This is a genomic window from Vibrio sp. KMM 9700 (assembly GCF_058545285.1).
Genome location: NZ_CM178590.1, coordinates 881,588 through 907,856, shown reverse-complemented (window position 1 = coordinate 907,856; position 26,269 = coordinate 881,588). Strand labels below are relative to the sequence as shown.

Annotated in this window: 20 protein-coding genes; 12 read left to right on the top strand and 8 right to left on the bottom strand. The window is 42.6% G+C overall.

Going from position 1 to position 26,269, the window contains the following annotated elements; genetic code table 11:
• The first annotated feature begins 354 nt into the window (after window positions 1–354).
• From nirB to AC2VOY_RS15325, 4 genes are all read left to right on the top strand, one after another.
• Entirely contained in the window at window positions 355–2,910 is a 2,556-nt protein-coding gene (gene nirB / locus AC2VOY_RS15340; RefSeq protein WP_491833477.1) for a nitrite reductase large subunit NirB, read from the top strand.
• Window positions 2,910–3,320, top strand: coding sequence for a nitrite reductase small subunit NirD (gene nirD / locus AC2VOY_RS15335; protein WP_491833475.1), 411 nt, complete (start codon window positions 2,910–2,912; stop codon window positions 3,318–3,320). Before nirB ends, nirD begins: the two co-directional genes overlap by 1 nt.
• 4 nt (window positions 3,321–3,324) lie before the next feature.
• Window positions 3,325–4,797, top strand: coding sequence for a NarK family nitrate/nitrite MFS transporter (locus AC2VOY_RS15330; protein ID WP_491833473.1), 1,473 nt, complete (start codon window positions 3,325–3,327; stop codon window positions 4,795–4,797).
• A 164-nt stretch (window positions 4,798–4,961) separates the two neighbouring features.
• Window positions 4,962–6,701, top strand: a complete 1,740-nt coding sequence (locus tag AC2VOY_RS15325; protein ID WP_491833471.1) for a bifunctional protein-serine/threonine kinase/phosphatase — start codon at window positions 4,962–4,964, stop codon at window positions 6,699–6,701.
• A 76-nt stretch (window positions 6,702–6,777) separates the two neighbouring features.
• Here AC2VOY_RS15325 and AC2VOY_RS15320 read toward each other — a convergent pair whose 3' ends face one another.
• Window positions 6,778–7,899: a 1-acyl-sn-glycerol-3-phosphate acyltransferase gene (locus AC2VOY_RS15320; protein ID WP_491833469.1), complete on the bottom strand. Its 1,122-nt coding sequence runs from the start codon at window positions 7,897–7,899 to the stop codon at window positions 6,778–6,780.
• Between the two features lie 366 nt (window positions 7,900–8,265).
• Here AC2VOY_RS15320 and AC2VOY_RS15315 point away from each other — a divergent pair, with 366 nt between their 5' ends.
• Complete coding sequence (locus AC2VOY_RS15315; protein WP_491833467.1) at window positions 8,266–8,877, top strand: hypothetical protein; 612 nt, start codon at window positions 8,266–8,268, stop codon at window positions 8,875–8,877.
• A 14-nt stretch (window positions 8,878–8,891) separates the two neighbouring features.
• On the opposite strand, the gene AC2VOY_RS15310 is transcribed toward AC2VOY_RS15315, so the two are convergent.
• A complete protein-coding gene (locus tag AC2VOY_RS15310; RefSeq protein ID WP_491833465.1) occupies window positions 8,892–9,449 on the bottom strand; it encodes a nicotinate-nicotinamide nucleotide adenylyltransferase in 558 nt (185 codons plus the stop codon).
• Window positions 9,450–9,571: 122 nt separating this feature from the next.
• Between AC2VOY_RS15310 and nadE the strand changes: the two genes are divergently transcribed.
• A complete protein-coding gene (gene nadE / locus AC2VOY_RS15305; protein WP_491834158.1) occupies window positions 9,572–10,405 on the top strand; it encodes an NAD(+) synthase in 834 nt (277 codons plus the stop codon).
• Between the two features lie 131 nt (window positions 10,406–10,536).
• On the opposite strand, the gene AC2VOY_RS15300 is transcribed toward nadE, so the two are convergent.
• Window positions 10,537–11,106 (bottom strand): YceI family protein, encoded by a 570-nt coding sequence (locus AC2VOY_RS15300; protein ID WP_491833463.1) that lies wholly within the window; start codon window positions 11,104–11,106, stop codon window positions 10,537–10,539.
• On the bottom strand, window positions 11,103–11,648 hold the full coding sequence (locus AC2VOY_RS15295) for a cytochrome b (RefSeq protein ID WP_491833461.1): 546 nt from the start codon (window positions 11,646–11,648) through the stop codon (window positions 11,103–11,105). The genes AC2VOY_RS15300 and AC2VOY_RS15295 overlap by 4 nt, the downstream gene beginning before the upstream one ends.
• Window positions 11,649–12,057: 409 nt before the next feature.
• Here AC2VOY_RS15295 and msrP point away from each other — a divergent pair, with 409 nt between their 5' ends.
• The 3 genes from msrP to AC2VOY_RS15280 all read left to right on the top strand — a co-directional run bounded on the left by msrP (window position 12,058) and on the right by AC2VOY_RS15280 (window position 15,872).
• Window positions 12,058–13,077: a protein-methionine-sulfoxide reductase catalytic subunit MsrP gene (gene msrP, locus AC2VOY_RS15290; RefSeq protein WP_491833459.1), complete on the top strand. Its 1,020-nt coding sequence runs from the start codon at window positions 12,058–12,060 to the stop codon at window positions 13,075–13,077.
• Window positions 13,077–13,775 carry a protein-methionine-sulfoxide reductase heme-binding subunit MsrQ gene (gene msrQ / locus AC2VOY_RS15285; RefSeq protein WP_491833457.1) on the top strand — a complete coding sequence of 233 codons (699 nt, stop codon included), beginning with the start codon at window positions 13,077–13,079 and terminating at the stop codon, window positions 13,773–13,775. Before msrP ends, msrQ begins: the two co-directional genes overlap by 1 nt.
• 216 nt (window positions 13,776–13,991) lie before the next feature.
• A complete protein-coding gene (locus AC2VOY_RS15280) occupies window positions 13,992–15,872 on the top strand; it encodes a choice-of-anchor I family protein (protein WP_491833455.1) in 1,881 nt (626 codons plus the stop codon).
• Window positions 15,873–15,939: 67 nt separating this feature from the next.
• Here AC2VOY_RS15280 and guaD read toward each other — a convergent pair whose 3' ends face one another.
• From guaD to xdhA, 3 genes are read right to left on the bottom strand one after another with little or no spacing between them, the layout of a single operon-like run.
• Window positions 15,940–17,244 carry a guanine deaminase gene (gene guaD, locus AC2VOY_RS15275; RefSeq protein ID WP_491833453.1) on the bottom strand — a complete coding sequence of 435 codons (1,305 nt, stop codon included), beginning with the start codon at window positions 17,242–17,244 and terminating at the stop codon, window positions 15,940–15,942.
• Between the two features lie 13 nt (window positions 17,245–17,257).
• Window positions 17,258–19,657 (bottom strand): xanthine dehydrogenase molybdopterin binding subunit, encoded by a 2,400-nt coding sequence (xdhB, locus tag AC2VOY_RS15270; RefSeq protein ID WP_491833451.1) that lies wholly within the window; start codon window positions 19,655–19,657, stop codon window positions 17,258–17,260.
• The gene (xdhA, locus tag AC2VOY_RS15265) at window positions 19,650–21,119 is read right to left on the bottom strand and encodes a xanthine dehydrogenase small subunit (protein ID WP_491833449.1); all 1,470 of its coding nucleotides are present in this window, start codon (window positions 21,117–21,119) and stop codon (window positions 19,650–19,652) included. The genes xdhB and xdhA overlap by 8 nt, the downstream gene beginning before the upstream one ends.
• Before the next feature lie 165 nt (window positions 21,120–21,284).
• Between xdhA and aceB the strand changes: the two genes are divergently transcribed.
• The 3 genes from aceB to AC2VOY_RS15250 all read left to right on the top strand — a co-directional run bounded on the left by aceB (window position 21,285) and on the right by AC2VOY_RS15250 (window position 24,124).
• Window positions 21,285–22,883: a malate synthase A gene (aceB, locus tag AC2VOY_RS15260; RefSeq protein WP_491833447.1), complete on the top strand. Its 1,599-nt coding sequence runs from the start codon at window positions 21,285–21,287 to the stop codon at window positions 22,881–22,883.
• 108 nt (window positions 22,884–22,991) lie between these two features.
• On the top strand, window positions 22,992–23,696 hold the full coding sequence (locus AC2VOY_RS15255; RefSeq protein WP_491833445.1) for a GntR family transcriptional regulator: 705 nt from the start codon (window positions 22,992–22,994) through the stop codon (window positions 23,694–23,696).
• A 101-nt stretch (window positions 23,697–23,797) separates the two neighbouring features.
• Complete coding sequence (locus AC2VOY_RS15250; protein ID WP_491833443.1) at window positions 23,798–24,124, top strand: hypothetical protein; 327 nt, start codon at window positions 23,798–23,800, stop codon at window positions 24,122–24,124.
• A 94-nt stretch (window positions 24,125–24,218) separates the two neighbouring features.
• Here the strand turns inward: AC2VOY_RS15250 and AC2VOY_RS15245 are convergent, their stop codons facing one another.
• The gene (locus AC2VOY_RS15245; protein ID WP_491833441.1) at window positions 24,219–26,195 is read right to left on the bottom strand and encodes a GGDEF domain-containing protein; all 1,977 of its coding nucleotides are present in this window, start codon (window positions 26,193–26,195) and stop codon (window positions 24,219–24,221) included.
• Window positions 26,196–26,269: the final 74 nt, after the last annotated feature.

Below are 26,269 nucleotides of genomic sequence, written 5' to 3'. Positions count from 1 at the left end.
CAAGCAAAATTCAAGCCAAAGACCTAAAAAGCCAACTTACTAAATATTAGTCATTTAAAACAACAACTTAATTTACATACCCCTAAAGTAGTATATACCAATTTAGGGGTATATCATGCAAAATAACTTATTTTTGCACCAATTTGGATAAATTTGCACCAGTTAACACCAAAAATTAACACTTATTACATGTAGGGCTTAATAATATAAGGCCCTTTTGCCTTTTCTATTTAAAGTTAATGCCTTGATTTTTAAGCTATATATTTTCTTTATAAGAATTAGAAAAGCATTTGGCATCCTTATTGCTTCATCTTTGGCATACCGCAAGTGACAAACATAAAAAAGGATGAAGCAATGACAAAGCAAAAAATTATTGTTGTTGGCAATGGCATGGTGGGTCATAAATTTATTGAAAATATGATCCAAGCACAAAGACAAGATATTGAGATCACCACCTTTGGTAAGGAGCCCCACCTTGCTTATGATCGCGTGCACTTAACCTCTTATCTAACGCAAGGTGCTGAAGCCAACTTGGCGCTGACAGATGATGCTTACTATCAAGCAAACCAGATTCATTATCACCTTAATCAAGGTATTGAAAGCATCGACACGACGGCAAAGCAAGTCACGACCCAAGATGGTGATGTCTACCCTTATGACAAACTTGTTCTTGCAACAGGCTCTTACCCATTTGTGCCGCCGATTGAAGGCGCGGATCAAGAACATTGTCATGTTTATCGCACCTTAGAAGACTTAGATGCGATTCAAGCATCTAGCCAAAGCAGTAAACGTGGCGTGGTCATCGGCGGCGGCTTGCTTGGCCTTGAAGCAGCCAATGCCTTGCAAAACCTTGGGCTTGAAACCCATGTGGTTGAATTCGCGCCAAGACTAATGGCTGTCCAACTTGATCAAGACGGTGGCGATCTACTCAAAAACAAGATTGAAGCCCTTGGGGTGCATGTGCATACGCAAAAAGCGACCACGGCATTAACCACTGGCAATGACTATCGTTATTGCATGAAATTTGCCGACGGCACTGAGCTTGAAACAGATATGTTGGTGTTTTCTGCTGGGATACGTCCGCAAGATGCATTAGCACGTCAGTGCGATCTGCGAATCGGTGAACGTGGCGGGATTGTGATTAATGATTATTGCCAAACCAGTTCTCCAGATATTTATGCCATTGGTGAATGCGCCTTGTGGCAGCAAAAGATCTTTGGCTTGGTTGCGCCGGGTTATCAGATGGCAAAAATTGCCGCGCAACATATTTTAGAGCCTGCAACGGCGCAATCCTTTGCTGGCGCAGACATGAGCACCAAACTCAAACTTCTTGGCGTCGATGTTGCAAGTATCGGTGAGGTCCATCAAACCGGCCCAGATGCTTTGTCATACACCTATTGTGATGAAATAGAGCAAGTTTATAAACGCTTGATCGTCAGTAAAGATCGTCAAAAGATCCTTGGCGCAGTGCTTGTCGGAGATGTCAGCGCTTATGGCAACTTATTGCAGATCAAACAAAATGATATGCCACTTCCAGAGCAACCTGCGGTGCTGATTTTATCTGATCTCGCGCAAGATGATAACGCTGCAATGGGCTTAGACGCCCTGCCAGAAACAGCAGTGATATGCTCATGCTTTGATGTCACCAAAGGCGATATTATTCAAGCTGTGTCTGCCGGTTCGCGCTGCATGGATGACTTGAAATCTTGCACCAATGCATCCACTGGTTGTGGCGGCTGTAGCGCGCTGGCGAAGCAAGTGTTGGATTCTGAGCTTGAAAAGCTTGGCGTGAGTGTTAACAACCACTTGTGTGAGCATTTTGAATATAGTCGTCAAGAGCTCAGCGATATGATTTTAGTTGAAGAGCTAAAAACTTTTGATGAAGTGCTTGAAAAACATGGGCATGGCTTAGGCTGTGAAATTTGTAAGCCAACAGTTGGCTCCATTTTAGCCTCATATTGGAATGATTATATCTTAAAAGATGAGCATTTAGAGCTGCAAGATACCAATGATCTCTTTTTAGGGAATATGCAAAAAGATGGTACCTATTCAGTTGTGCCACGTATTCCTGCCGGTGAAATCACACCAGAAAAACTCATCACCATTGGCGAGGTCGCGCGGGATTTTAAACTTTATACCAAGGTCACTGGCGGGCAACGGATTGATTTATTTGGCGCTCAACTGCATGAATTACCAGAGATTTGGAAACGCCTTATCGATGCTGGATTTGAAACTGGGCATGCTTACGGCAAATCCCTGCGCACAGTGAAGTCATGTGTTGGCAGCACTTGGTGTCGTTATGGGGTGCAAGACAGTGTTGGCTTTGCGATCTTTTTGGAAAATCGCTACAAGGGGCTGCGCTCACCACACAAATTGAAGTTTGGCGTTTCGGGTTGTACCCGTGAATGCGCGGAAGCCCAATCCAAAGACATTGGCGTCATCGCCACCGACAAAGGCTGGAATTTATTTATTTGCGGCAATGGTGGAATGCGTCCTCGCCACGCCGATCTATTTGCTAGCGATCTAGATGAAGTCACCCTAGTGCGCTATATCGACCGCTTATTAATGTTTTATATCCGCACCGCCGATCGCCTGCAACGCACGTCCGTTTGGCTTGAAAACTTAGACGGCGGCATTGAGTATCTACGCTCAGTGATCATCGATGACAAACTCCAGCTTGGCGCAAGTTTAGAAGCCTCAATGGCGAAAAATATCAATAAATATCAATGTGAATGGAAAACCACCCTTGAAAGCCCAGAGAAACTCAAACGTTTCCGTCCATTCATCAACCAAGATACGCCGGATGAACAACCGTTTGTCGAGTATCGCGAGCAAAAATTCCCTATCAATAGCAAACACTTAGCGACGCAGCAAATCCAAGTCGCGGTTCAAATGAGCGAGGAAGCATAATGCAAGATCAAGTTCTCGACCCCACACTGACAGCGCCATCAAGATCAGACCAAGCACACTGGCAAACCTTGTGCAGACTAGAGGATTTATCCCCGAATGCTGGGATTTGCGCCAAAGTCGGCCATGCACAAGTGGCGATCTTTTATTGCCGGCGCAGCAACAATTTATACGCTTTATGCAATAAAGATCCGATTGCCGATGCTTATGTGCTCTCGCGCGGGATCATAGGTTCAATCGATGGTCAGCCGTATGTGGCCTCGCCTTTATATAAACAACACTTTCATTTAAAAACAGGTGCTTGCTTGGAAGATAAGACTATTCAAGTTCGCACTTTTACCCTGCGCACAGACAAGGATTTAGTGCAAATTTTAATCCCAAATGATGAAAACACTCACTCGATCAAGGAATGATGCCATGACAGATTCAGATAAATTTTCACTCTTTAGTTTCCAAGGTAAAATGAAGATCCTTCACCTCAGTTGGATTGCTTTCTTCTTAACTTTTGTGGTCTGGTTTAACTTTGCGCCCTTATTGCAAATGGTCAAAGAAAGCTTGGGCCTTTCCACTGAAGAGATTAAAACCTTATTAATTCTAAACGTTGCCTTGACCATCCCAGCGCGTGTGGTAATCGGCATGCTGACAGATAAATATGGCCCACGTATCGTCTACTCAGCGCTGCTGGCGATTGGGTCTATCCCATGTTTTATGTTTGCCCTATCTGACTCCTTTATCCAAGCCGCCATTGCGCGTTTCTTGCTTGGCTTTATTGGCGCAGGCTTTGTGGTCGGGATCCGTCTGGTTTCTGAGTGGTTCCCACATCATCAGCTTGGCACCGCCGAAGGCATTTACGGCGGTTGGGGTAACTTTGGCTCGGCTGCAGCAGCGTTCACCTTGCCGACCTTGGCACTCTTTTTTGGCGGTGATGACGGCTGGCGTTACGCAACCGGTCTAAGTGGTTTGCTCTGCCTCATTTTTGCTTTTATCTTTTATAGCCAAGTCACGGATACGCCAAAAGGCTCGACATATTTTCGCGCTAAGCATGTCTCAGCGATGGAAGTGACGTCAAAGTCAGATTTTTACTTCTTGTTATTTATGAAAATTCCTATGTACGCCGCGCTTGCGCTGTTGGCATGGAAACTTTCTGATGCTGGGATTGGAATGTTGAGTGACACAGTCGTCAATGGGATTTATATTGGTTTAGTCGCTATCTATTTATTTGAGTGTCGCCAAGTTTGGCTGGTCAATAAGGCGATTTTCCATACGCCAGTTGAAGAGATCCATCAGTATAAATTTAAACAAGTGGCCGTGTTAAATATCCTTTATTTTGCGACCTTTGGCTCTGAGCTTGCGGTGGTGTCTATGTTGCCACTCTTTTTTGCCGAAACCTTTGAGCTTTCTGCTGTGGTGGCAGGCATGCTTGCCTCAGCTTACGCCTTTATGAACCTGATGTCTCGCCCAGGTGGCGGCATGATCTCAGATAAGTTTGGCCGCAAACCTAGCTTATTAATTTTAACCGCAGGGCTTGCACTAGGCTACTTTGTAATGGGCCAAGTCGATAGCCAGTGGCCCGTTTGGCTAGCTGTGGTGGCTGCGATGGCATGCTCTTTCTTTGTGCAAGCGGGTGAAGGCGCAGTGTTTGCGACAGTGCCACTTATTAAACGCCGCATGACAGGACAAATTGCAGGCATGACAGGGGCTTATGGGAATGTTGGAGCTGTGGTATATTTAACCATATTATCTTTTGTCAGCTACCAAACCTTCTTCCTTGTTATCGCCGCAACTGCTGCAATTGGCTTTGTGACCTTGTTATTTATGGAAGAGCCAAGCGGACAAATTACAGAAGTAAACCCAGATGGGAGTATCAGCTTTATTGATGTTTCCCATTGATAAAAGTGCTCGCTAAGACCCTTTTCTACGGATAGAGAGGCGAGCGAGCACGCATTTATAGTCGTCATAGACGTAAACGATATACAAAGCTGTCGCAGCGAGCTTAGGTTGTTATCACAGCCGCCCTTGCGTGACAGCTTTCGTCGTGAGTCTTAAGGAAGCATATGAAACTCATCTACGCCGGCTACTCTAGCGCCGGACACAAAGATCACAACCAAGATGCTATTTTGGCGCGCGTGCCCACAGATAACGAGGATTTACGCCTCAAAGGCGCGGTTGCCTGCATTGCCGATGGTGCAAGTGCCAGTCAATATGGGCAACAAGCCAGCCACACCCTTGCCACAAGCTTTGTCGAAGACTATTATGCGACGCCAAATACGTGGAGCATTAAAAAATCTGTGCAGCAAAGCTTAACTGCGCTCAACACTTGGTTATTTCAACATGCCAGCAGCTCCAGTCACACCAGTTTAATTAGCCACACCAGCATGGTTAGCACTTTTAGTGCGGTGATTTTAAAAGAAAACAATGCTTCGATCTTCCATGTCGGGGACTCGCGTATCTATCTGCTGCGCCAAGGTCAGTTGCGCCAACTGACGCGCGATCATATTTCTTATACCTTTACCAATACCAAACAGCTCACACGCGCCATTGGTCTAGACTCACATATTGAAATCGATTATCAAAAATTAGCGCTTGAGCCGCACGATACCTTTATTCTGACCACAGATGGGATGCATGATCACTTTCCACTCAAAGTCTTTGAGCAGCAGCTTAATAAAAGCATCAAAGGGGATTTAGCCCAAGATGATATTGCAGATATATGCCAAAGCTTGTGCCAAAATGCCATGGAGCATGGCAGTCTTGATAACACCAGCTGTTTTATGTTTCATATCCAAGCGCTTGAAACAAATCTTACCAAGAATGGGCTGGCTCAAAAACGTATTCCAGCAGCCTTAAAGCCAGCGCAAAAAATTGATAAATATGAGATTATAAAATCCTTACATGCGAGCAGTCGCAGCCATTTATACCTTGCGCAAGACCAAACTGGGCAAAAATACTGTCTAAAAGTGCCGTCCTTAAACATGAGTGAGGATAGCCAATACTTAGCGCACTTTCAAAATGAGTCTTGGCTCGCGCGTGAGTTGCAGCACCCGAATATTCTTGATGCTTACCCACTGCCAAAAAACAGCCCATACATATATCAAGTACTTGAATATATTGAAGGTAATAGCCTACGCCAATGGATGCTTGATCACCCGAAACCTGAATTGTCCCAAGTGCGTGAGATTTTAGCTCAGCTCATTCCTGCAATGCGAAAATTACAACGCTCCGATGTGGTGCATGCCGATCTTAAACCTGAAAACATTATGCTCACACGCGACAAGCATCTGAAATTAATTGATTTTGGCGCGGCGACTGCGCTTAAAGATACCAACCGCGTCAAGGGCAAAGATGAGGATTCATTGCCAATGGGGGATTTAGATTATCTCGCGCCTGAATACTTGCAAGATGGGGACATTACTTGGCGCGCGGATTTATTTTCAGCAGCAGTGATCACCTATGAAATGCTTACCGGCGAGTTGCCATTTAAGCGCCAATCGATTCAAAATGTGAAAAAATCACGTCACGTGCAGTGGCAATACAAGCCTTTATATCAAGCCCGTCCCGATTTACCAGAGTGGGTTGATGCCTGCCTTGAAAAAGCCCTAAGTTTTACGTCGCACAAGCGTCATCAGGCATGGGGAGAGTTTTTAACTGAGTTGCAAACGCCCAATCCAAGCGCCTTGCGTGAGCGGATGCAGCAACCCCTGCTTAAACGTGATCCCGTTTTATTTTGGAAAGGCTTTGCTTGGGTCAGTTTTGTGATTGCGCTTGGGGAGTTTTTATTGTTACTCAAGCAGTAATCGCAGCCACAAATAAAAACGCCACAAACGCGTCTTATCAGCATTTGTGGCGAAGGTTTAAATCAACAGGCTTATCTTATGACTGCTGTTTTTGATTGCGCACTGGGTTTGCATACATAGCAATCAGTTTTTGCTGCTCAAGCTCACTCAAGCCTTGTAGTTTTTGATCAAACTTAGCTTGGATTTGTGGCGTGATATCATCTGATTCGAGATTTGCAGCTATATAGTTATATGGATAGAACTTATAACCTTGGTAGATTTGGCGATCAATTTCTAGTGCAAGTTCCTCTGGCGTCTCAAAGCTTTCTTCAATCACATCGCCAAAGTGCAAATGAATACGCCCTTTGTAACCCATGATGCCTTGAATAATGCTTTGAATGTCTTCATTTTCTTGCTTGGTATATTCACCTTTCGACTCAAGCGCTGCCAATTCACGCGCTTTTGCCACATCACACGGGTCATTCTCATAAGAAATCGACACCGGCACAATTTTCAGGCTTTTCATATACTCAGCAAAATCAATTTTATCTTTGCGCCCTGCCACATGGAACATTTTCAAGATCGCTGGATCGGTTTTATCCAAACCATCTTTGGCGCGGCCTTCTTTTTGCGCAATCCAAATCGATTGACCTTCGGCAAGTGAATCTCGAATATAACTAGATAATAATGAAAGGTTTTTCATCATTTCACGTGGGCCTTTGCTGCTGCGTTTAACAATAAAGCTTTTGTTAAGCTTCATCAGCTCGCTGGCACACGGCATAGTTAAAAGGTTATCGCCAATTGCGATACGCACTGTTGGGTGATCGTGCGCAAAAATGCCCCAGTTGACCAAAGCCGGATCCATTGCAATATCTCTGTGGTTTGAGATAAACAGATAGCTTTGTTTCGGATCAAGCTTTTCAATGCCAGAGAAGCTGATTTCATCGGCAGTTTTTTGTAAAACAATATCTAAATACTTGGCAACTTCTTGCTGAATATCGTCGATATTGTCTAATTTTGACCATTTTCTTTTTAAATAGCATCGCACTAAAGGTGAGACTAAACGTAAGAACCAAGTCTCATCATGAGAAAAGCGCGCTTTGACGACAGCTTTAATAAAAGCCTTATCATCCAGCATGCGTTCAATCGCACCTTGAACTTCATCATTATGATATGGTCGGATCTCTTTATACGGATCCAAAGGAGTTGTGGTTGTCATAATTCTTCTTTATTTTTGACTCAAAAAATAGTGGCGTTTTTTAAAAAACAAACATCACTTAAGAGTAACTCTTTAATTTAATTGATATTTTTAATATTCAAAACTATTTTCTTTAGTCCTTAAAGAGAAACAGATTGAGAAACAAGCGCCTAAACTTACCTTAAAATTGTGCATTTGGGAATATCTAAGCGTAAAACTAGCAAAGCACATCACTGAAACATAAGTTCGCATAACTTAATGGAAAAGTTTTTTAGTTGAATCAAAAAACCTTGAAAAAAGTTGCTTTATCAATCAAAAAAGCTAGGCTATGCAACGCAGCGGATAAAACCGCACTAAATATAAATGACTAAAGATAGAAGCTCTGATATGAATTACGCGATTGCCCACCTTATTCAAGATTTTGCAAGCCTAACTTTTTACCCAAGAAAGCCTGCGATAAAGCATCGACTTGTGATGATAGACCAAGGGCAAGCGCTCCTGCGTTTAGGCAAAGAAGAGTATCTTTTAAACCCGCAAGAGGTGTGCTTTGTGCCAGCGCATGCGCTCACAGGCTTAACCTTTTTACTGCCTGCTTCGGTTCAAGATTCACAGCATCAACATCTAATGCTTGAAATTTCCACACGCTTAGATTTAAATCTGCCACCCAATGCGGGGAAAGTCACGCCAAGCCCTTTGCTGCAAGCTTGTCTTGAAAAATTGCGCACGCTTGAATTTAATCCAGACTCAGTAGAACTGCAGCATCTATATGCCGTGATCCAAGATGAAATGATCCACCTCGCGCCAAGTCTTAGCCAACTGCCGACGCTTAACAGCCTTGATGATCCTAATATTGACGCACAAGTACAGTTGCGCCAAGCCTTGATCGCGCAAAAATCGGGGCAAAAAATGCCGAAAATTATCCAAGATATCTATCAAGGGGATGCCAACGCCCTGACTCGCGCTTGCCTTGTGTACCTAAACCAGCCAACGCTAGACTAGATGGATTGCCTTGATTAATACAAATCTGAGTCTAACAGTGCTTGTGCAACGCCTTTGGTTGTCAAGGCATGCAAGGCTTTGATATCTGGGCGCTTCGCTTGACTGAACAAATCACGTATATACGTACTGCGCACATCTAAAGTTTGTGGGCAAGCCAGTATCGACCAATTTTCTAAAATCTCTTTTGCATGGGCAAACTTGTTAAACGCGAGTAAGTTATCAGGACCTAGCACAAAGGTGAATTCAGCCTGTGGCTGGCTTGTACTAAGTGCTTGTAGCAGTGCATAAGTTGTGACACTGTCACCATTATTTTGAGTGTAAATGTCTTCTTCTAAGCGGCACAACTGCACTTTGCCTGTACAGGCCGGATCTTGTTGTTCTAAATCCGCAATAAAACGCTCAATCAAATCGCAACGCATATTAAAATCAAGCATTTGTTTGCCCCAAGCATGGGCATAACTTGGCACCAGCAAAATGCTGTCAAAATGATCGAGTCGCGCGATCACACTTGCGTGACCTAAACTTGGCGGGTTAAATGCGCTACCAAAAACAGCAATTTTCTCTTGGGTCACTGATTTTCCTTTCCCTATCGATATGAAATCCTAACAAGCGCTAGCATCTCATAGAAATTTAAGTATATTATTCATAGAGTAAAATTTTATGCCGTATAAAGGAAGCCATTATGTCATCAAAAATTGAAAAATTATCGATTCTTGCAGAAATGCAAGTGCTGCCACAAATTGACCCTGAATTTGAAGTTTCTCGCCGCGTTAGCTTTATCAAAAAGCGCTTAACAGATTCAGGTTGTAAAGCGCTCGTACTTGGGATCAGTGGCGGTGTGGATTCCACTACCTGTGGCCGCTTGGCGCAACTCGCGGTTGAAGCACTCAACCAAGAAAGCAATTCTCAAGATTATCAATTTATCGCTGTGCGCCTGCCTTATGGCGAGCAAAAAGATGAAGACGAAGCACAACTTGCCCTTTCTTTCATCAAGCCTTCACAATCTATCGCAATTAATATTAAAGCAGGCGTAGATGGCCTGCACCAAGCAAGTATCGATGGTTTAGCAGGCACAGGCCTAGTGCCAACAGATACAGCTAAGCTTGACTTTGTGAAAGGTAACCTCAAAGCACGTGCACGTATGGCGGCGCAATATGAAGTGGCTGGTTTTGTCGGCGGCTTAGTGCTTGGCACGGATCATAGCGCAGAAAACATCACAGGTTTTTATACCAAGTTTGGTGATGGTGCGTGCGATTTAGCGCCTTTATTTGGTCTAAGCAAACGCCAAGTACGCCAAGTGGCTGACTCTTTAGGTGCGCCGCAAACTTTGGTGCATAAAGTGCCAACAGCGGATCTGGAAGAGCTTGACCCACAAAAAGCGGATGAAGATGCACTTGGGCTAAGCTATGATGAAATTGATGACTTTTTGGAAGGCAAAGCGGTTTCAAAAGAAGTAGAAGATAAAGTCATTGCGATTTATTTGCGCACTCAGCATAAGCGTGAAGCTATCCCAACGATTTATGATTAATATTTGCAGCCGGCTTTTGCTTTTAGCTTAAGTCGAAAGTGATTATTTTTAATTGAATCAATCGCTAAGCTCTAATAGAAACAAAAAAAGCTGCGCTAGAATAATTGAAATCCTAGCGCAGTTTCTATTTATTACTGCTTCACGCCTTCAACATACAAGTCTAAATCGGCAAAACTTGCGCCTGCTGACTCTTTAATTCCAAAATCTGCAAAGTTAATACGCGCCGTGCCTTTAAAGCCAGCACGTTCGCCGCCCCATGGATCTTCGCCTGCGCCAATCAACTCAGCGTTGATAGTAAGCGGCACGCTTTTATCTAACATGGTAAGCTTGCCTTCAATATCAAATTTACCGTCGCCTTTATCTGTGACTTTTTCACTCACAAAAGTTGCTTTAGGATATTTATCTGCATCCAAAAAGTCATCACTGCGAATATGCTTATCACGCTCTGCATGGTTCGAATCCAGACTTGCCATATCAATGGTAACATTCACTTTTGAGGCTTCAATATTCGCCGGATCATAAGAAAATGTGCCTTCAAATTGATTGAAACGGCCTTGGGTAAAACTGTAACCTAGGTGGCTGACGCGAAAGTTAACCGAAGCATGCTGACCTTTAGTATCGATCTGATAATCCGCAGCATTGGCTGCAAAAGATAAAGCCATTGATGCAGCAAGTGCGGTCGTTGCGATCCATTTCTTCATTTTGTTACTCCTGTTGTCATTTTCTTTAAGGTATTGTCTTTGTTAATAAAGTGATGTTTCAAAGCAGCAAGGCCATGAATTACAGCAAGCCCTACTAAAGTATAAGCAAAATAATAGTGCAACGTGCCGCTAAGGTCAGCTTGACCTTCAAATAATTGACCTAACGCAGGCACAGTGAACCAATTAAAGACTTCTATGCCTTGGCCTTTCTCGGTCGAAATCAAATAGCCTGTGATAAAGAGTCCAAATAATAATAAATAAATCAGATGATGCGCACTCACCGCGGCTTTACGTTCAAATGCTGAGCCTTCAATCGCAGGCTTGCGAACTTTAAGGTTCCAAATTAGGCGCAAAATGGTCACAATTGCCAACAAAATACCTACCGAGCGGTGAATATTCGGTGCATCTTGATACCAAGCGCTGTAATAATCTAAATCTACCATCCAATAACCTAAACCAAATAAACCAAACACAGCCAATGCACTTAGCCAATGGAATAATTTAGATATAGGATGATAGGCTTTTACTGTATCTTGCTTCATAATCTTCTCTTTTGTTGAACCTAGATCATCAATAACTGGGGCTTAATCCTGCCTTATAGTAATAAAAAACCATTAAACCCCAAGGCGTTAGACTTGTTTAAGTCGTTCAATTTTTTCGAACAAGAGTAGCATGCTAGTTGAGCTTCACTTTAAGTGGTGCTATTAAAATCAATAGACCTCTTATAAAGCATATACATTAATTCATCACAAAAGTAGCATTTAGCCAACAAAGATAACCACCTCTTTACAATTCTTTGCACTTCGGTAGCTACTTTCTGAAAGTTTTGCACTGTTGAATGTTTCCTTTAGTGACATAGGTTTATAAATTTTAACTTTTTTGTTACCTCCTTATCAGAATGACTTGCTTTATATAAGTTAGATTAGTTGAAAACATTACCAAGGACTGATTATGCATATCTCAAAAAAACCAAAGTGGGCAATTTCAGAAAATGATGCGACGCCTGAATCAATCTATAAACAGCGTCGTGATATTGTCAAAAAACTAGGCATTTTAACTGCGGTTTCCCCTTTTGCGAGCGCAGCCCACGCCAATATCTTTGATGTTTTTTCCTCAAAAAGTGACGATGATGTCGCAGCAGATGTACGCACTGCATTATCCGGCCAAACGTCCTCTTATTCAGATCCAAAGCTTACCCTGACACCTGAGCAAAAAGTCATTACCTACAATAACTTCTATGAATTTGGCACCAGCAAAGATCAACCGGCAGTACGTGCACGCGGGTTTAAAACCAATCCTTGGGAAGTAGAAATCGGCGGCTTGGTCGAAAAGCCAATGACGCTTGATTTTGATGACTTATTTAAAAAGATGACGGTTGAGGAGCGAATTTATCGCTTTCGCTGCGTGGAAGCTTGGTCGATGAATATTCCTTGGCTTGGATTTACCTTAGCTGAGCTATTAAAACAGGTGCAGCCCCTTTCAAGCGCCAAATACGTCGCCTTTGAAACCTTGTATGATCCAAAAAGAATGCCAGGACAGAAATCTAGCTTAGTTGGCGGTGGTGTGGATTATCCATATGTCGAAGGTTTAACCATAGAAGAGGCGATGAATCCACTCACATTAATGTCAGTTGGCCTATATGGCAAAACGCTTGCCCCACAAAATGGAGCGCCAGTGCGCTTGGTTGTGCCGTGGAAATATGGCTTTAAGAGCATTAAGTCGATTGTCAAAATTACTTTAACCGATAAAGAGCCGCCAACGACTTGGAACCAACTGGCACCGAATGAATATGGCTTTTATGCGAATGTTAACCCACAGGTTGATCATCCACGTTGGAGCCAAGCCTCTGAACGTTTTATTGGTGAAGGCAGTGTTTTAAGTGCGCGTCGCCAAGACACTTTAATGTTCAATGGCTACCAAGACGAAGTCGCATCCCTGTATAAAGATCTTGATTTAGTAAGGAATTTCTAATGAAGCTGTCGCAAACTCATGTCATCATAGTGAAAACTTTGATTCACATCGCGCAAATTTTTAGCCTCGTCTGGCTTTATTTTGCCGTGGTGAATCAATATTGGGGCGCTGATCCTGTGCAGCAAATTATTCACTTCACGGGGAAAGCGACGATTCATACACTCATCATTACCTTATTGGTTAGCCCGGTTGCACAGTGGTTTAAACTTGGGCTTTTATGCAAAACACGTCGCCTTTTAGGTGTCTATACCTTTGTCTGGGCGGCTTTACACCTTGCCAGTTACGCATGGTTTGATTTGGCATTAGAATGGAAACTGCTAGCCAGTGAGATTATCTCGCGCCCATACCTAGTCGTTGGCGCCTTTGCATGGCTGATTTTAGCCGCTTTGACCCTAACGTCTTTACAAAGCATGCAAAAGAAAATGGGCCGAAACTGGCAAGTTCTGCATAACTGGGTTTATTTAGCCGTCATTGCTGGCGCTGTGCATTATATCTGGTCAGTTAAGTCCTTAACCATTGAGCCTGTACTTTATTTGGCCGGCGTTGCGCTTTTATTGTGGCTACGCAAAGATAAAATCAAGCGTTGGCTCAAGCAAGGGATCTTACCGAAAAAAGAATGGCAACCTAAAAAACGCTCGAAAGCAGGTGATACTGGCGTAAAAAAAGTCAAGCAGCACATGTTTGAGCAACATTCCTAAACTCATTATCAACGAATACAAAAACGCGCTGAAGATATTTATATTTTCAGCGCGTTTTTTGTTGCCATTACTGTCAAAAGCTAGAAATAATACTTTCATCACATCAATACCCCCTCTTGCATTTCCCTAAATAAAGCTTCAATAAAAACACATAAAAATGTCATCTTTTATCATTAGTTTAAGTGTTTCATTTATTTATTCATGCAAGGAAAGCAGATGTTTTCGACAAAATATACAAAAATTGCGACCATTGTTGCCACACTTACCCTCCCTCTTTTTTTAACCGCTTGTGATGACGACAATGATAATGACAATACCACTACGCTTAATCAAAGCTTGACCCAAACACAGGTCATTCCTACTGCCACCCAAGACTGTGCGCTCGGTGGTCTTATCACCCGCACTGGCATAGATCAAAATAACAATCAAACCTTAGATGATGATGAAATCACAGATGAGTCACAGGCTTGCTATCAAAGTGGTGAGCAAAGTGGCGCACGCTTAATTGGTCGTTATGCAAGTGGTGTCTATGGCTTAAGCGCTGCCGAAATTGTTGATTTTGATGCTACGCGCAAGCAAATATATGTTGTTAACGCCGTCAGTGGCCAAGTTGATATCATTGATGCCAGCCCGCTTCAATCCATCACAGACACCCCAAGTGATGCGCAAGCTGATCTAAGTTTAAATAATTTAACTCACAGCGCCAGTTTAGATGTCGCAGCCGATCTTAAACTGGAAAATCTTGGTGGCGTCAACTCATTAGCAATTAAAGATGACTTACTAGCAGTTGCCATTGAACGTGGGGTCGACGATGACTCCCCAACCCAAGCCAATGGATTTGTTGCCTTTTATCGCTTATCTGACGCAGGTCCAACATTTATTCAAGCTGTTGAAGTTGGCGCCCTACCTGATAATGTCAGCTTTAGTCCTGATGGCAATTACTTGCTTGTTGCAAATGAAGGCGAGCCTAACGCAGCATATGACAATGACCCAGAAGGCAGTGTCGCGATTATCAAAATCAATGACGGACAGCCAGAAGCGAACGCCCAGATTGCAGATTTCACAGCCTTTAATCAAGGTGGCGCATTGGCCTCGCAAATCACCTCAGAAATCAAAATCAATGGTCCACAGGCAAGTGTGGCGCAAGATCTTGAACCTGAATATTTAACCGTTAGCACAGATTCAACAACTGCTTGGGTGAGTCTTCAAGAAAACAATGCCATCGCTAAAATTGATATCGCAAGCGCCAGCGTAACCAATATTTACCCACTTGGTTTTAAAGATCTTGGTCTTGAAGAAAATGCCTTAGATGCAAGCAACAAAGATGATGGGGTTCATTTGCAAAGCTACCCAGGTCTCTTTGCTATGTATCAACCAGATACAATCGCAAGCTATCAAGTCGACGGGCAAACTTATATTTTGTCAGCAAATGAAGGTGATGCGCGTGATTACGATGGTTTCTCAGAAGAGTCGCGTATCGAAGATCTCACGATAGACTCAAATTTTGCCAGCTATGCCGCGACGCAAGATGAAGCCATGCTTGGACGTTTAAATGTGACCACAAGCTTTGGTGATACAGATATGGATGGTGACTTTGACGAATTATATGCTTACGGTGGACGTTCATTCTCGATTTGGAGTGAGGACGGTGCGCTTGTATTTGATTCAGCCAATGAGTTTGAACGCATCAGCGCTGCGCTACTTGGGGATAATTTTAATAACAACAATGAAGAAAACAATGGCGATAATCGCAGTGATGACAAAGGAGTAGAACCGGAAGCGCTTGCCGTGGGTGAAATCAATGGCACGCCATATGCATTTATTGGTCTTGAGCGTCAATCTGGGATCATGATTTATGATATAAGCGATCCAGTCGCGCCTAAGTTTGTGGATTACCTCGTTAACCGTGACTTTGAAACTGAGTTTGAAGTCGATACCGACACCGGCGAAGCCGAAGGTGATATTGCAAATGTTGGCGATTTAGGCCCTGAAGGCTTTAAATTTGTACCTGCTGAAAAATCACTAAACGGCAAACCTTGGCTCATTATTGGCAATGAAGTAAGCGGCACAACAAGTGTCTATCAGTTTGATATGTAAGCCTTAAAAAATCACAGCAGTCAAAATTAGGCTGCTGTGATTCTTTTTATAGATTAACCGTTTACGTTTAGCTTTTGATATACGCACACTCACCTTGAATAAAGGTCGCGGCAATCGATCTATCATCGCCCATTATCATCAGTAAAAATAACTGCTCCATAATATCTTTGGCAAAGCGATTTCGCTGACGCATCAAAGCCGTGGCTTCAAAATCTAAGACAATAAAATCCGCCTCTTTGCCAACAGCTAAATTACCAATTTTATCATCCAGATATAAAGCTTTCGCGCCGCCTAGGGTGGCTTGATATAAGGCTTTTAGTGGATGAAACTTTTGATCTTGTAACTGCAAGACTTTATATGCCTCACCCATAGTTTGAAGCATAGAAAAACTTGTGCCAGCCCCCACATCCGTGCCAAGACCAACCTTCACCGCTTGCGCTTCGAGCCGCTCTAAATCCAAAAGCCCTGAGCCTAAAAACAAGTTAGATGTCGGGCAAAAGGCAACCGCACTGCCAGATTCCCCCAAACACTGACATTCGTCATCGGTTAAATGCACGCCGTGAGCAAATACGCTGCGCTCGCGCACTAAGCCATGTTTCGCATACACATCCAAATAACCAGAATGTTCAGGAAATAAGTCTTTTACCCATTCAATTTCTTGTTTGTTTTCACTTAAATGGGTATGCAAGTAGACATCAGGATACTCATCTAAAAGCTGCCCCGCTTTGGCAAGTTGCGCGCTACTGCTGGTTGGCGCAAAGCGTGGCGTCACCGCATACAAGAGGCGATCTTTGCCATGCCATTTTTCAATCAAGGCTTTTGACTCTTGATAGCTTGACTCAGGGGTATCGCACAGTTCATCAGGCGCATGCCTATCCATCATCACTTTACCGGCAATCATGCGTAAGTTTTTAGCTTGGGCTTGCTCAAAAAATGCATCCACAGATTCAGGATGAACCGTGGCAAAAACAAGCGCTGTGGTGGTGCCTTGGGCGAGCAATTCTTTAATGAACTTTTGCGCCATTTTTTGCGCATAGTCTTTATCGGCAAATTTTAGCTCTTCAGGAAAAGTATATTGATTGAGCCAATCGAGTAACTGCTCACCATAAGAGCCTATCATCCCCATTTGCGGATAATGAATATGGGTATCAATAAAGCCCGAACTTATTAATTTGCCACTAAAATCTTGCACATCTAAGTCTGGGTACTGACTGATTAACACCTGATAGTCGCCCAAAGCTGAGATATGCCCATCTTCGACCACTAGCAGTGCATCGTCGATGTATTCATAGCTCTGGTTGATATCTTCAGTGCGATTGGGATCAGCCAACAGGTGGCAGACACTGGCACGAAATCCTTTTCGATTTAACATATAACAACCTTTCTTATAAATCCTGACATGGGGTTACGCGCGCACTTGACTGCAATGCTTTAAGTACACGTTCTGGCGTTACCGGTGTATTCAGACGCACCACAAATTTTTGTGTTGCCGCTTGAGAAACTTGCACAGCGCAATGATGATGATAAATCGCATCACGCAGCGCACTCCATACCGACATCGCAAGCATAAAAGGTGGCTCACCCACAGCTTTTGAGTGATAAACCGTATCTTCAGGATTTTTACGATTTTGAACGATAGCCGTGTTCATCACATTTGGCATATCCCCAATCGCAGGAATTTTATAACTTGCAGGGCCAGAAGTGGTTAAACGCCCTTTCTCCCACGCCAGCTCTTCACATGTCAGCCAACCCATACCCTGAATAAAGCCCCCTTCAATTTGGCCAATATCAATCGCTGGGTTTAAGGATGCGCCCACATCATGCAAGATATCATTGCGCAATAGCTTATATTCACCGGTTAAAGTATCGATCACGACTTCAGAGCAAGATACGCCATAGGCAAAATAATAAAACGGACGCCCACGCGCCTTATCGCGATCATAATAAATCTTAGGTGTACGATAAAAGCCTGTGGTAGAGAGTGAAATTTGATGAAAATAAGCCTCTTGAACTAACGCCTCAAAGCTTAGATATGTGTCACGCAACTTGATCACACCACTATTAAACTCGACCTCTTCAGGCGTGATTTGATAATGATTTGCAGCAAACTCTATTAAACGCTGCTTTAAAATAAGCGCAGCATGTTGCGCCGCTTTGCCGTTTAAATCTGTGCCAGAGGAGGCGGCAGTTGGGGAGGTATTTGGAACTTTATCTGTATTGGTTGCTGTGATTTGGATATGTGATGGCGCAAGACGAAAAACTTCCGCGACAATTTGCACGACTTTAGTATGCAAACCTTGGCCCATCTCTGTGCCTCCATGATTAAGATGAATACTGCCATCTGTATAAATATGAATTAAAGCGCCCGCTTGGTTTAAAAAGCTTGCCGTAAAGGAAATTCCAAACTTCACTGGCGTGAGTGCAATACCTTTTTTCAATATGGTATTAGTTTTATTAAATTCAATGACTTGTGCTCGACGTTGGTGGTACTCAGCGCTTTGAGTTAATTCTGCAGTTAACGCCTCCAAACAGTTGTCTTCGACTTCTTGGTAATAATGGGTCAGATTACGTGCAAGCTTAGGATCCGCTTGATAGTAATTTTTCTGGCGCACGACTAATGGATCTACCCCTAAATATTGGGCAATTTCATCCATCACATGCTCAATTAAAACCATACCTTGTGGCCCGCCGAAGCCGCGAAAAGCTGTATTCGAGGCTTTGTGGGTTTTACAGCGATGCCCAATAACATAAGCATCCCCTAAATAATAAGCATTGTCGGCATGGAACATGGCGCGATCGACAATTGAATGTGATAAATCAATCGAATATCCGCAATCAGCAGCCATTTCAAAATAGACCCCATGTAAGCGCCCTGTTTCATCAAAACCTACTTTGTATTGATGATAAAACGGATGACGTTTACCTGTCATTTGCATATCAATTTGACGCTCAAGGCGTAATCGACACGCTTGCCCCGTCAATCTCGCCATCACAGCGGCAATACAAGTCACCGCATTCGCTTGGGTTTCTTTACCACCAAAACCGCCTCCCATGCGGCGCATATCCACCACAACTTTGTGCATTGATAGATCAAGCACTTTGGCGACAACTTTTTGAATTTCAGTCGGGTTTTGACTCGAGCAGAAAACTTGTACGCCACCATCTTCCATTGGCACCACTTGCGCGGCTTGGGTTTCTAAATAAAAATGCTCTTGCCCACCGACTTCAAGCTCCCCTTCAATCTGACATGGCGCGCTTTGAAGTGCATGTTGCCAATCCCCACGTTGCTGCACATGGCTTTCTTGAACAAAAAATTGCTTAGCAAGCGCCTCTTTCACATCAAGCACAGCTTCAAGAGGTTCTATCTCAATCACAGCCTTTTGCGCAGCCATTCGCGCAACGTCAAGGCTTGTTGCCGCGACAGCAATAATAGGTTGACCAATATACTCAACACACTCATCTGCAAGTAGAGGATCACCAGCAAACACGGCGCCAATATCCAGTTCGCCAGGAATATCTTTACTGCTTATCACTTGTTTCACGCCGTCAACCTGATAACACGCAGAGGTATCAATATTTAAAATCTTGCCATGCGCCACATCACTTAAGCGAACATAAACAGATAATTCACCAACATATGCATTTTTATCATCTATATATTGCGCCTGCCCAGTCACTTGCTTGACCGCGCTTTCATGCGCCATCGACTGACCAATACCGTCTAAATAGTCACTTTCAAAGCGGGCTTGAAGCTCGTCTTGGCTTCTTGTTTCTTGTTTATTCATAATAGCTTACCTGCAAGTCTTGATGAAAGGCTGGCTCATTACGGTTCTTATCTTCTAAGTACACACGCATTAGTAAATTTTGCGCAACTTGCATTCGATATTCTTTCGATGCACGCATATCCGATAAAGGCGTAAAATCTTGAGACAAAGTAGACATTGCCTTTTCAATGCTTTCAAGCTGCCAAGTTTGACCGACTAAGGCTTGCTCTAACGCTATCGCACGCTTCGGAATGGCTGCCATACCACCGTAAGCAATCCGCGCAGTGACAACTTGCTTGCCTTTTACTTGAATATGAAATGCGCCACAAACGGCTGAAATATCATCTTCCATCCGCTTGGAAACTTTATAAATTTCATATATATCGCGAACTGAATCATCTTGATGGAGTTTGGGAATGATAATGGCTTCGATACATTCGCCGCTTTGCAGCGCAGTTTTTTTATAATCTAAGAAAAAATCTTCCAGCAACATTTCACGCCTGCCTTGCAAAGAAGCCAGTTGCAGACTCGCACCTAAAGCAATTAAACATGGTGGGCTATCACCAATGGGTGAGGCATTGGCAATATTGCCACCAAGCGTGCCTTGGTTACGGATTTGCAGCGACGCAAAACGCTCTAATAAAGCTTTAAAACTTGGGAAATGTTTTTCGAGTAAGGTAGACACCTGAGTTAAGCTAACATTTGCGCCAATAACGAGATGATCTGGGTGCTCTTCAAGCTTTTTCATCTCTTCAATGAGGTGAAGATGAATCAGTTTTGGCAATACTTGATGCTTTTGCGTCACTTCAAGGCTAAGATCTGTGCCACCCGCAATGAGTTGCGCATCAGGATGCTCGGCTAATAATTCTAATAATTCTTGCGTAGTAGTCGGCAACCAAGCCTCAAGCTGACCTTGATTAATTTTTTGACCAAGCTGAGTATTTTGCGCCATCGCTTTAAGCTCTGCAATTGTAGTGGCAGTCTGTTCAATAAACGAATCCGTCACTTGAGTATCAGATAACGACAAAGCTGCATCGACAATCGGACGATACCCAGTGCAGCGGCATAAATTGCCAGCTAAGCCTTCAAGAATCTGCTCTTTACTTGCCTGCGGATGGTTTTTATTGAGCGCAAACATCGACATCACAAAGCCCGGTGTGCAATAACCGCATTGTGAAGCATGATGAGTCACCAAAGCTTGTTGCACCGGATGAAGACTCTGGCCTTGCTTAAGCATCTCAACAGTGATCACTTGTTTAGCGTGCACATTGGCAATTAAAAGCAAACAACTGTTTACGCTTTCATACACCAGTCTATCACCCTCAAGACTTGCTACTACCACGGTGCATGCACCACAGTCACCACTGGCACAACCTTCTTTGGTCCCCACAAAGTGTTGTGAGCGAAGGTAATGTAATAAGGTTAAATTGGGATCTACATCGAAAAGTTGAACTTTCTTCATCCCTAATAGAAATTCAATCACAGCGCCTCCTTGCTTGATTGTTATTATTTATACTTAGCGTATTTGGGTATAAGTACCATAAGTTAAGTTTGTCGGTTGTTTACTCACCCTATCATTGCTAAAATCAACATATTGTATACAATAAAAAATACAACGTAATTTAAAATATAGCGCAAGGAGCGAAAAATGAATACGGACAAACAAAGTGGATTTTCAATAACTGGACCTGTCGCCACTTCTGAGCATCAAGAAATTTTAAATAATGAAGCAGTTGCCTTCTTGCAAGCTGTGGTTGAAAAGTTTTCTGCGCCTTTGCAAGAAGTTCTTGCGCTGCGTGCCAGTCGTCAAGCTGACTATGACAAAGGCCAACTGCCAAGTTTTCGCGCCGATACCCAAAAGATCCGTGAAGATGCCACTTGGAAAGTCGCCCCAATCCCAAGCGCCCTGCAAGATCGCCGCGTAGAAATTACAGGCCCTGTTGATCGTAAAATGGTGATCAATGCGCTGAACTCCGGCGCCAAAGTCTTTATGTGCTGTTTTGAAGACGCCAGCGCACCGACGTGGGCAAATATGCTCGATGGGCAAGTTAACCTGCGTGATGCCAATCTTGGCACCATTTCATACCATGATGAAAGCAAAGGCAAAGATTATCAACTCGCGCAAGATCCTGCGCTATTAATTGCGCGTCCACGTGGTCTGCACCTTCCTGAAAAGCATATCCAGTATCAAGGCCAACCGATTGCGGGCTGCTTAATGGACTTTGCTTTGTATTTCTTCCATAATTATCAATCACGTGCAGAAAAAAACCTCGGTGTTTATTACTATATTCCTAAATTAGAGAGTATGGAAGAAGCAAAATGGTGGGATGATGTTTTTTCCTTTACAGAAGAATACTTTAATGTTGAGCGCGGCACGATACGCGCCACAGTGCTGATTGAAACCCTACCCGCAGTCTTCCAAATGCATGAAATCTTATACGTGATGCGTGAACACATCGTTGCCATGAACTGCGGCCGCTGGGATTATATTTTCAGTTATATCAAAACGCTGAAAAATCATAAAGATAGAATATTACCCGACCGTCATAGCGTCGGCATGGATAAACCATTCTTAGACTCATACAGCAAACTCTTAATCCAAACCTGTCACCACCGTGGCGCCTTAGCTATGGGTGGGATGTCAGCCTTCATTCCAAATAAAGATCCACAAGTGATGGCGCAAGTTCTTGAGAAAGTTAAAGAAGATAAATATCGTGAAGCCAATAATGGGCATGACGGGACTTGGGTCGCACACCCTGCTTTAGTTGAAACGGCGCAAAGTATTTTTGATGAAGTTCTGCAAGGTAAACCAAATCAACTTAAAACCATGCCTGAAGTAAGTGTCAGCGCTGAAGATCTGCTTCTACCTTGTGATGGACCACGTAACCTTGATGGCCTGCGTAAAAATATCCGCATTGCCTTATATTATATCGAAGCTTGGATCCAAGGGGTCGGCTGTGTGCCAATTTATGGTCTAATGGAAGATGCAGCGACCGCAGAGATTTCACGTGCTGGCATTTGGCAATGGATTAAGCACCAAGTGGCGCTGGATGATGGGCAAGTCGTTACCGCTGAATTATTTAGACAAACCTTACAAGAAGAGCTCGTTACCATTCGCAATGAAGTCGGTGACGCACGTTACAATCAAGGTAAGTTCGAAGAAACAGCCGAGCTTTTTGATAAGTTATCCACTCAAGATGAGTTTGCAACCTTCTTGACCCTACCAAGTTATAGTTACTTAGACTAACAAAGCGCAAAACAAACCTTCCCCAAGTGATTAAAGTTATGATTTTTTAATCACTTGGGTATAATTGGGATGAATATTATCGATCATAGCCTAAAGGTTAATCCGTCAATGAAACAAGCTAAAACTGAAGTCAAGCAAACGCAAGATGATATTGTCTATTGCCATATTTTTGATGCGATTTTAGAGCAGCGCCTGTCTCCCAAAACCAAGCTTAATGAAGAGTCTTTAAGTGATATTTTCGGCGTCAGCCGTACGATTATCCGTCGCGCCTTGCTGCGTCTGTCGATGGAACAAGTTGTGACCATCAGGCCAAATAAAGGCGCTAGCGTTGCAAGTCCGAGTATAGAAGAAGCGAAGCAAATCTTAATTGCGCGTGAAATTGCTGAATTGGCGATAGTAGAATTAGCGGTGCAACATCACACGCCAAAGCTCATGCAAAAAATGCGTGAGTTAGTGCAAGCCGAACAAACCGCTTATCAAAACGGTGATGTGGGCAAAGGCATTCGTCTTTCCGGTGAGTTTCATATTGTGCTCGCCAAAATGGCAAACAACCAACCTTTATTGCAGTTTATGCGCAGTTTAGTTTCTCAAACCTCATTATTAATCGCTCAATATGAAGGCAGTAATAATAGTAACTGCTCAGAGGATGAACACACAGCATTACTCGATGCAATTGAAGCAAAAGATACACATAGCGCAATTTCCAAAATGCGTCATCACTTAAGCCACATCCGAGCAAATTTAGATCTTAACGATAGCCAAAAGCATCAAGACTTACATCATGTGTTTGCTAACCTGCAAGCAATCAAATAGATAATGTAACTAAGACATGACACAAACTTTGAAAAGATTTGCAAAAAATGTAACTTTTCTGGTATAAAATGAGCACACACTTAAAAAAAGGATAAATGATCATGAAATTGAGCAAACTCTTTGCTGCAACACTTCTTACTCTTGGCGCAAGCCTTGCTCATGCAGGTGTGGTCAACCCTGATTGCGATGCATCAAAAGTAGCAACCAATGCTGCGGTTAAAGCAACAACAGGTGTTTCTGGTCGTTGTACACCAGCAAAAACTGCTGATCGCGCAGTGGATGATGCAACTAAAGATGCGAAAAAAGCAGTCAAAAAAACAACCAAGAAAGTTGATAAAGCGACAGATAACCTTGGTGACTCTGTATCCAACGCAAAAGATAATGTTAATGATTTAAAAGAAGCACCAGTGAAGTCGCTAGTAAACTAATCAATAACGTCAATACAAATAGAAAAGCAGCACACTAAAGTTTGGTGATGCTGCTTTTTTTACTTAAAACAAATCGGCTTGTAGATGAATGTCACTAACGTAGTCGTAAACTTGAAATATAATACATCTCATGTGCAACGATTCGATTTAACACGCACTCCTCTTCCTCTGTCAGGAATATCTCAGCTGTCATTAGATTCATATATTTGATAAACAAGAGATAAAATACCGACATCGAAACATCATGTAAGTGATGCGTCTCGACTAAGTTCATTCTAAAGTTATGTAGTTCAGCTTCATCACACACGCGCGTTGAGAAAATCAAACGAAAATAATTGCTCATCATATAATTAAGCTTGGTGCGATATGCTGACAAAATACTATCATTGAGAACTTTTTGTAAGCCCTCCTCAGATTGAATATAGTTCATTTGCAAGGCGATTTTTCCTTTAATCGCCAACTCAGCTTGCGTCAGTTTAATTTGATATGGATCACTGCCTTGATGTATGCGCTCCACCTTTTCGAGCCACTTTTTTTCTAATAAGATTTTATCGGCTTGCTTAAGTACACTATCTAGAGTCATTGAGGTTTCGAGCGTATAAGCCACATGGCCTATCGTTACTGTAAATAAAGGAACAGATTTGGCCTTACACTCATAAGAAATTTTGCGATTGAGTGAATATAAAAATTCATCCGGGCTGAACTCGATATTAGTTGGCACATACACGACCAATAAAAACTCATCCCCTCCAAGGCGTATGACGTCGTCTTCTTCTCGTGAAATCGCAAGTGCACTCTGGGCAATCACTTTAATCGCCTGATCGCCCATTTCATGGCCATACTTATCATTGATCATTTTAAACTGATTCGCATCCAAGGCCATTATATGCGCTGTTTTATTCAGGCCAACTTGCTTTTTAATTTTTAACTTAACCTTTTTTTGAAAGCCTTTGCGATTATATACTTTGGTCATGCCGTCATAATGCTGTCTATCCGATTCATGCAAGCTATTTACCAACTGACGAATCAAATAATAAAAGACAAAGAACAAAATAAACGGCACATAAAGCAGATCTTTATTTTGTGAAATCAATATAAACGGAAGGTTTACCAGAGGAATACGAAAAGAGGTGTCAAACCCGCCAAAAGCAGATGAGACAAAAGTATTCGAGCTTTGTGCTTGTTCAAAGATAAGATCATCGTATTGACTTGTATTTAAATCTGACTTATCCCCCTGATAGATAACATCTTTATTTTTTACAAAAAGCTGGCCACGACTTAAAAGCGACTGTTCGATACTTGATTGCCAGATTGATTTATATGCAAGATCATTAAGATCTTTAATCGAAAAAGAACGAACTAAGAAGCCAACTACATTGTTGTATTCATTGGTGATATTTTTTACAAAAGAGATAATATTTTTATCTTTGTACGCACTCTTATGGGTGAGAGAGACCCAAAACTGAGCGTTTCTTTCATTCGCACGTTTAAAATCATCACGAATAAAACTAGGCTGAAATGTATTGATAATATTTGTTGAATAATACGAATCATACAAAAAAGTATAATCACTGAAACGCGAAATAAAATAATATTCCGAATTTAATGTCGCATCATTTTTAGCTAAGCGGATGAGCTCAGAGTTTGAGTTGGCAGAGGTCACAATATAACAAAGTCGATTCTTCTCTTTGGTAGAGAACTGCTGAAAATCACCACGCCCAATTAAAACACCGTCTTTAGATGAGATATGTGCAGAATCTCCCAAGGGCGTGGCACCAAATGAATTGGTTTTTATATTATATTTAATATTATAAAGGCAGGCATCTAAATCAAAACTCTCACTGTTTACATAGGGAGAGTAAGATTTGACAGTATTAAACTGAATAAATTCAAGCTGATCTTGCGTCGCCTCAGCCAATTGATTAAGCATTTTACTAATGTTAGGTAACAACTCTTTTTCAAACTTGCTTTTGAGTAAGCTATAATCATTTACAGCTAAAGCGACAAAACTTAAAAGAGTTAAAAGGATGGCGATAAACTTAGTGTGGGCTTGGGACAGTTGGAATTTCATAGCGCTTAGAGATAGTAAAAATGACGCGTCATTATACACGAATCACGTCATTAAACCCTATAAAGTTCGTGAGT

What these genes read in the sequence shown, in the direction of transcription:
- nirB (WP_491833477.1), top strand. Translation starts at nt 355, where the DNA reads ATGACAAAGCAAAAAATTATTGTTGTTGGCAATGGCATGGTGGGTCAT.
- nirD (WP_491833475.1), top strand. Translation starts at nt 2,910, where the DNA reads ATGCAAGATCAAGTTCTCGACCCCACACTGACAGCGCCATCAAGATCA.
- AC2VOY_RS15330 (WP_491833473.1), top strand. Translation starts at nt 3,325, where the DNA reads ATGACAGATTCAGATAAATTTTCACTCTTTAGTTTCCAAGGTAAAATG.
- AC2VOY_RS15325 (WP_491833471.1), top strand. Translation starts at nt 4,962, where the DNA reads ATGAAACTCATCTACGCCGGCTACTCTAGCGCCGGACACAAAGATCAC.
- AC2VOY_RS15320 (WP_491833469.1), bottom strand. Translation starts at nt 7,899, where the DNA reads ATGACAACCACAACTCCTTTGGATCCGTATAAAGAGATCCGACCATAT.
- AC2VOY_RS15315 (WP_491833467.1), top strand. Translation starts at nt 8,266, where the DNA reads ATGAATTACGCGATTGCCCACCTTATTCAAGATTTTGCAAGCCTAACT.
- AC2VOY_RS15300 (WP_491833463.1), bottom strand. Translation starts at nt 11,106, where the DNA reads ATGAAGAAATGGATCGCAACGACCGCACTTGCTGCATCAATGGCTTTA.
- AC2VOY_RS15295 (WP_491833461.1), bottom strand. Translation starts at nt 11,648, where the DNA reads ATGAAGCAAGATACAGTAAAAGCCTATCATCCTATATCTAAATTATTC.
- msrP (WP_491833459.1), top strand. Translation starts at nt 12,058, where the DNA reads ATGCATATCTCAAAAAAACCAAAGTGGGCAATTTCAGAAAATGATGCG.
- msrQ (WP_491833457.1), top strand. Translation starts at nt 13,077, where the DNA reads ATGAAGCTGTCGCAAACTCATGTCATCATAGTGAAAACTTTGATTCAC.
- AC2VOY_RS15280 (WP_491833455.1), top strand. Translation starts at nt 13,992, where the DNA reads ATGTTTTCGACAAAATATACAAAAATTGCGACCATTGTTGCCACACTT.
- guaD (WP_491833453.1), bottom strand. Translation starts at nt 17,244, where the DNA reads ATGTTAAATCGAAAAGGATTTCGTGCCAGTGTCTGCCACCTGTTGGCT.
- xdhB (WP_491833451.1), bottom strand. Translation starts at nt 19,657, where the DNA reads ATGAATAAACAAGAAACAAGAAGCCAAGACGAGCTTCAAGCCCGCTTT.
- aceB (WP_491833447.1), top strand. Translation starts at nt 21,285, where the DNA reads ATGAATACGGACAAACAAAGTGGATTTTCAATAACTGGACCTGTCGCC.
- AC2VOY_RS15255 (WP_491833445.1), top strand. Translation starts at nt 22,992, where the DNA reads ATGAAACAAGCTAAAACTGAAGTCAAGCAAACGCAAGATGATATTGTC.
- AC2VOY_RS15250 (WP_491833443.1), top strand. Translation starts at nt 23,798, where the DNA reads ATGAAATTGAGCAAACTCTTTGCTGCAACACTTCTTACTCTTGGCGCA.
- AC2VOY_RS15245 (WP_491833441.1), bottom strand. Translation starts at nt 26,195, where the DNA reads ATGAAATTCCAACTGTCCCAAGCCCACACTAAGTTTATCGCCATCCTT.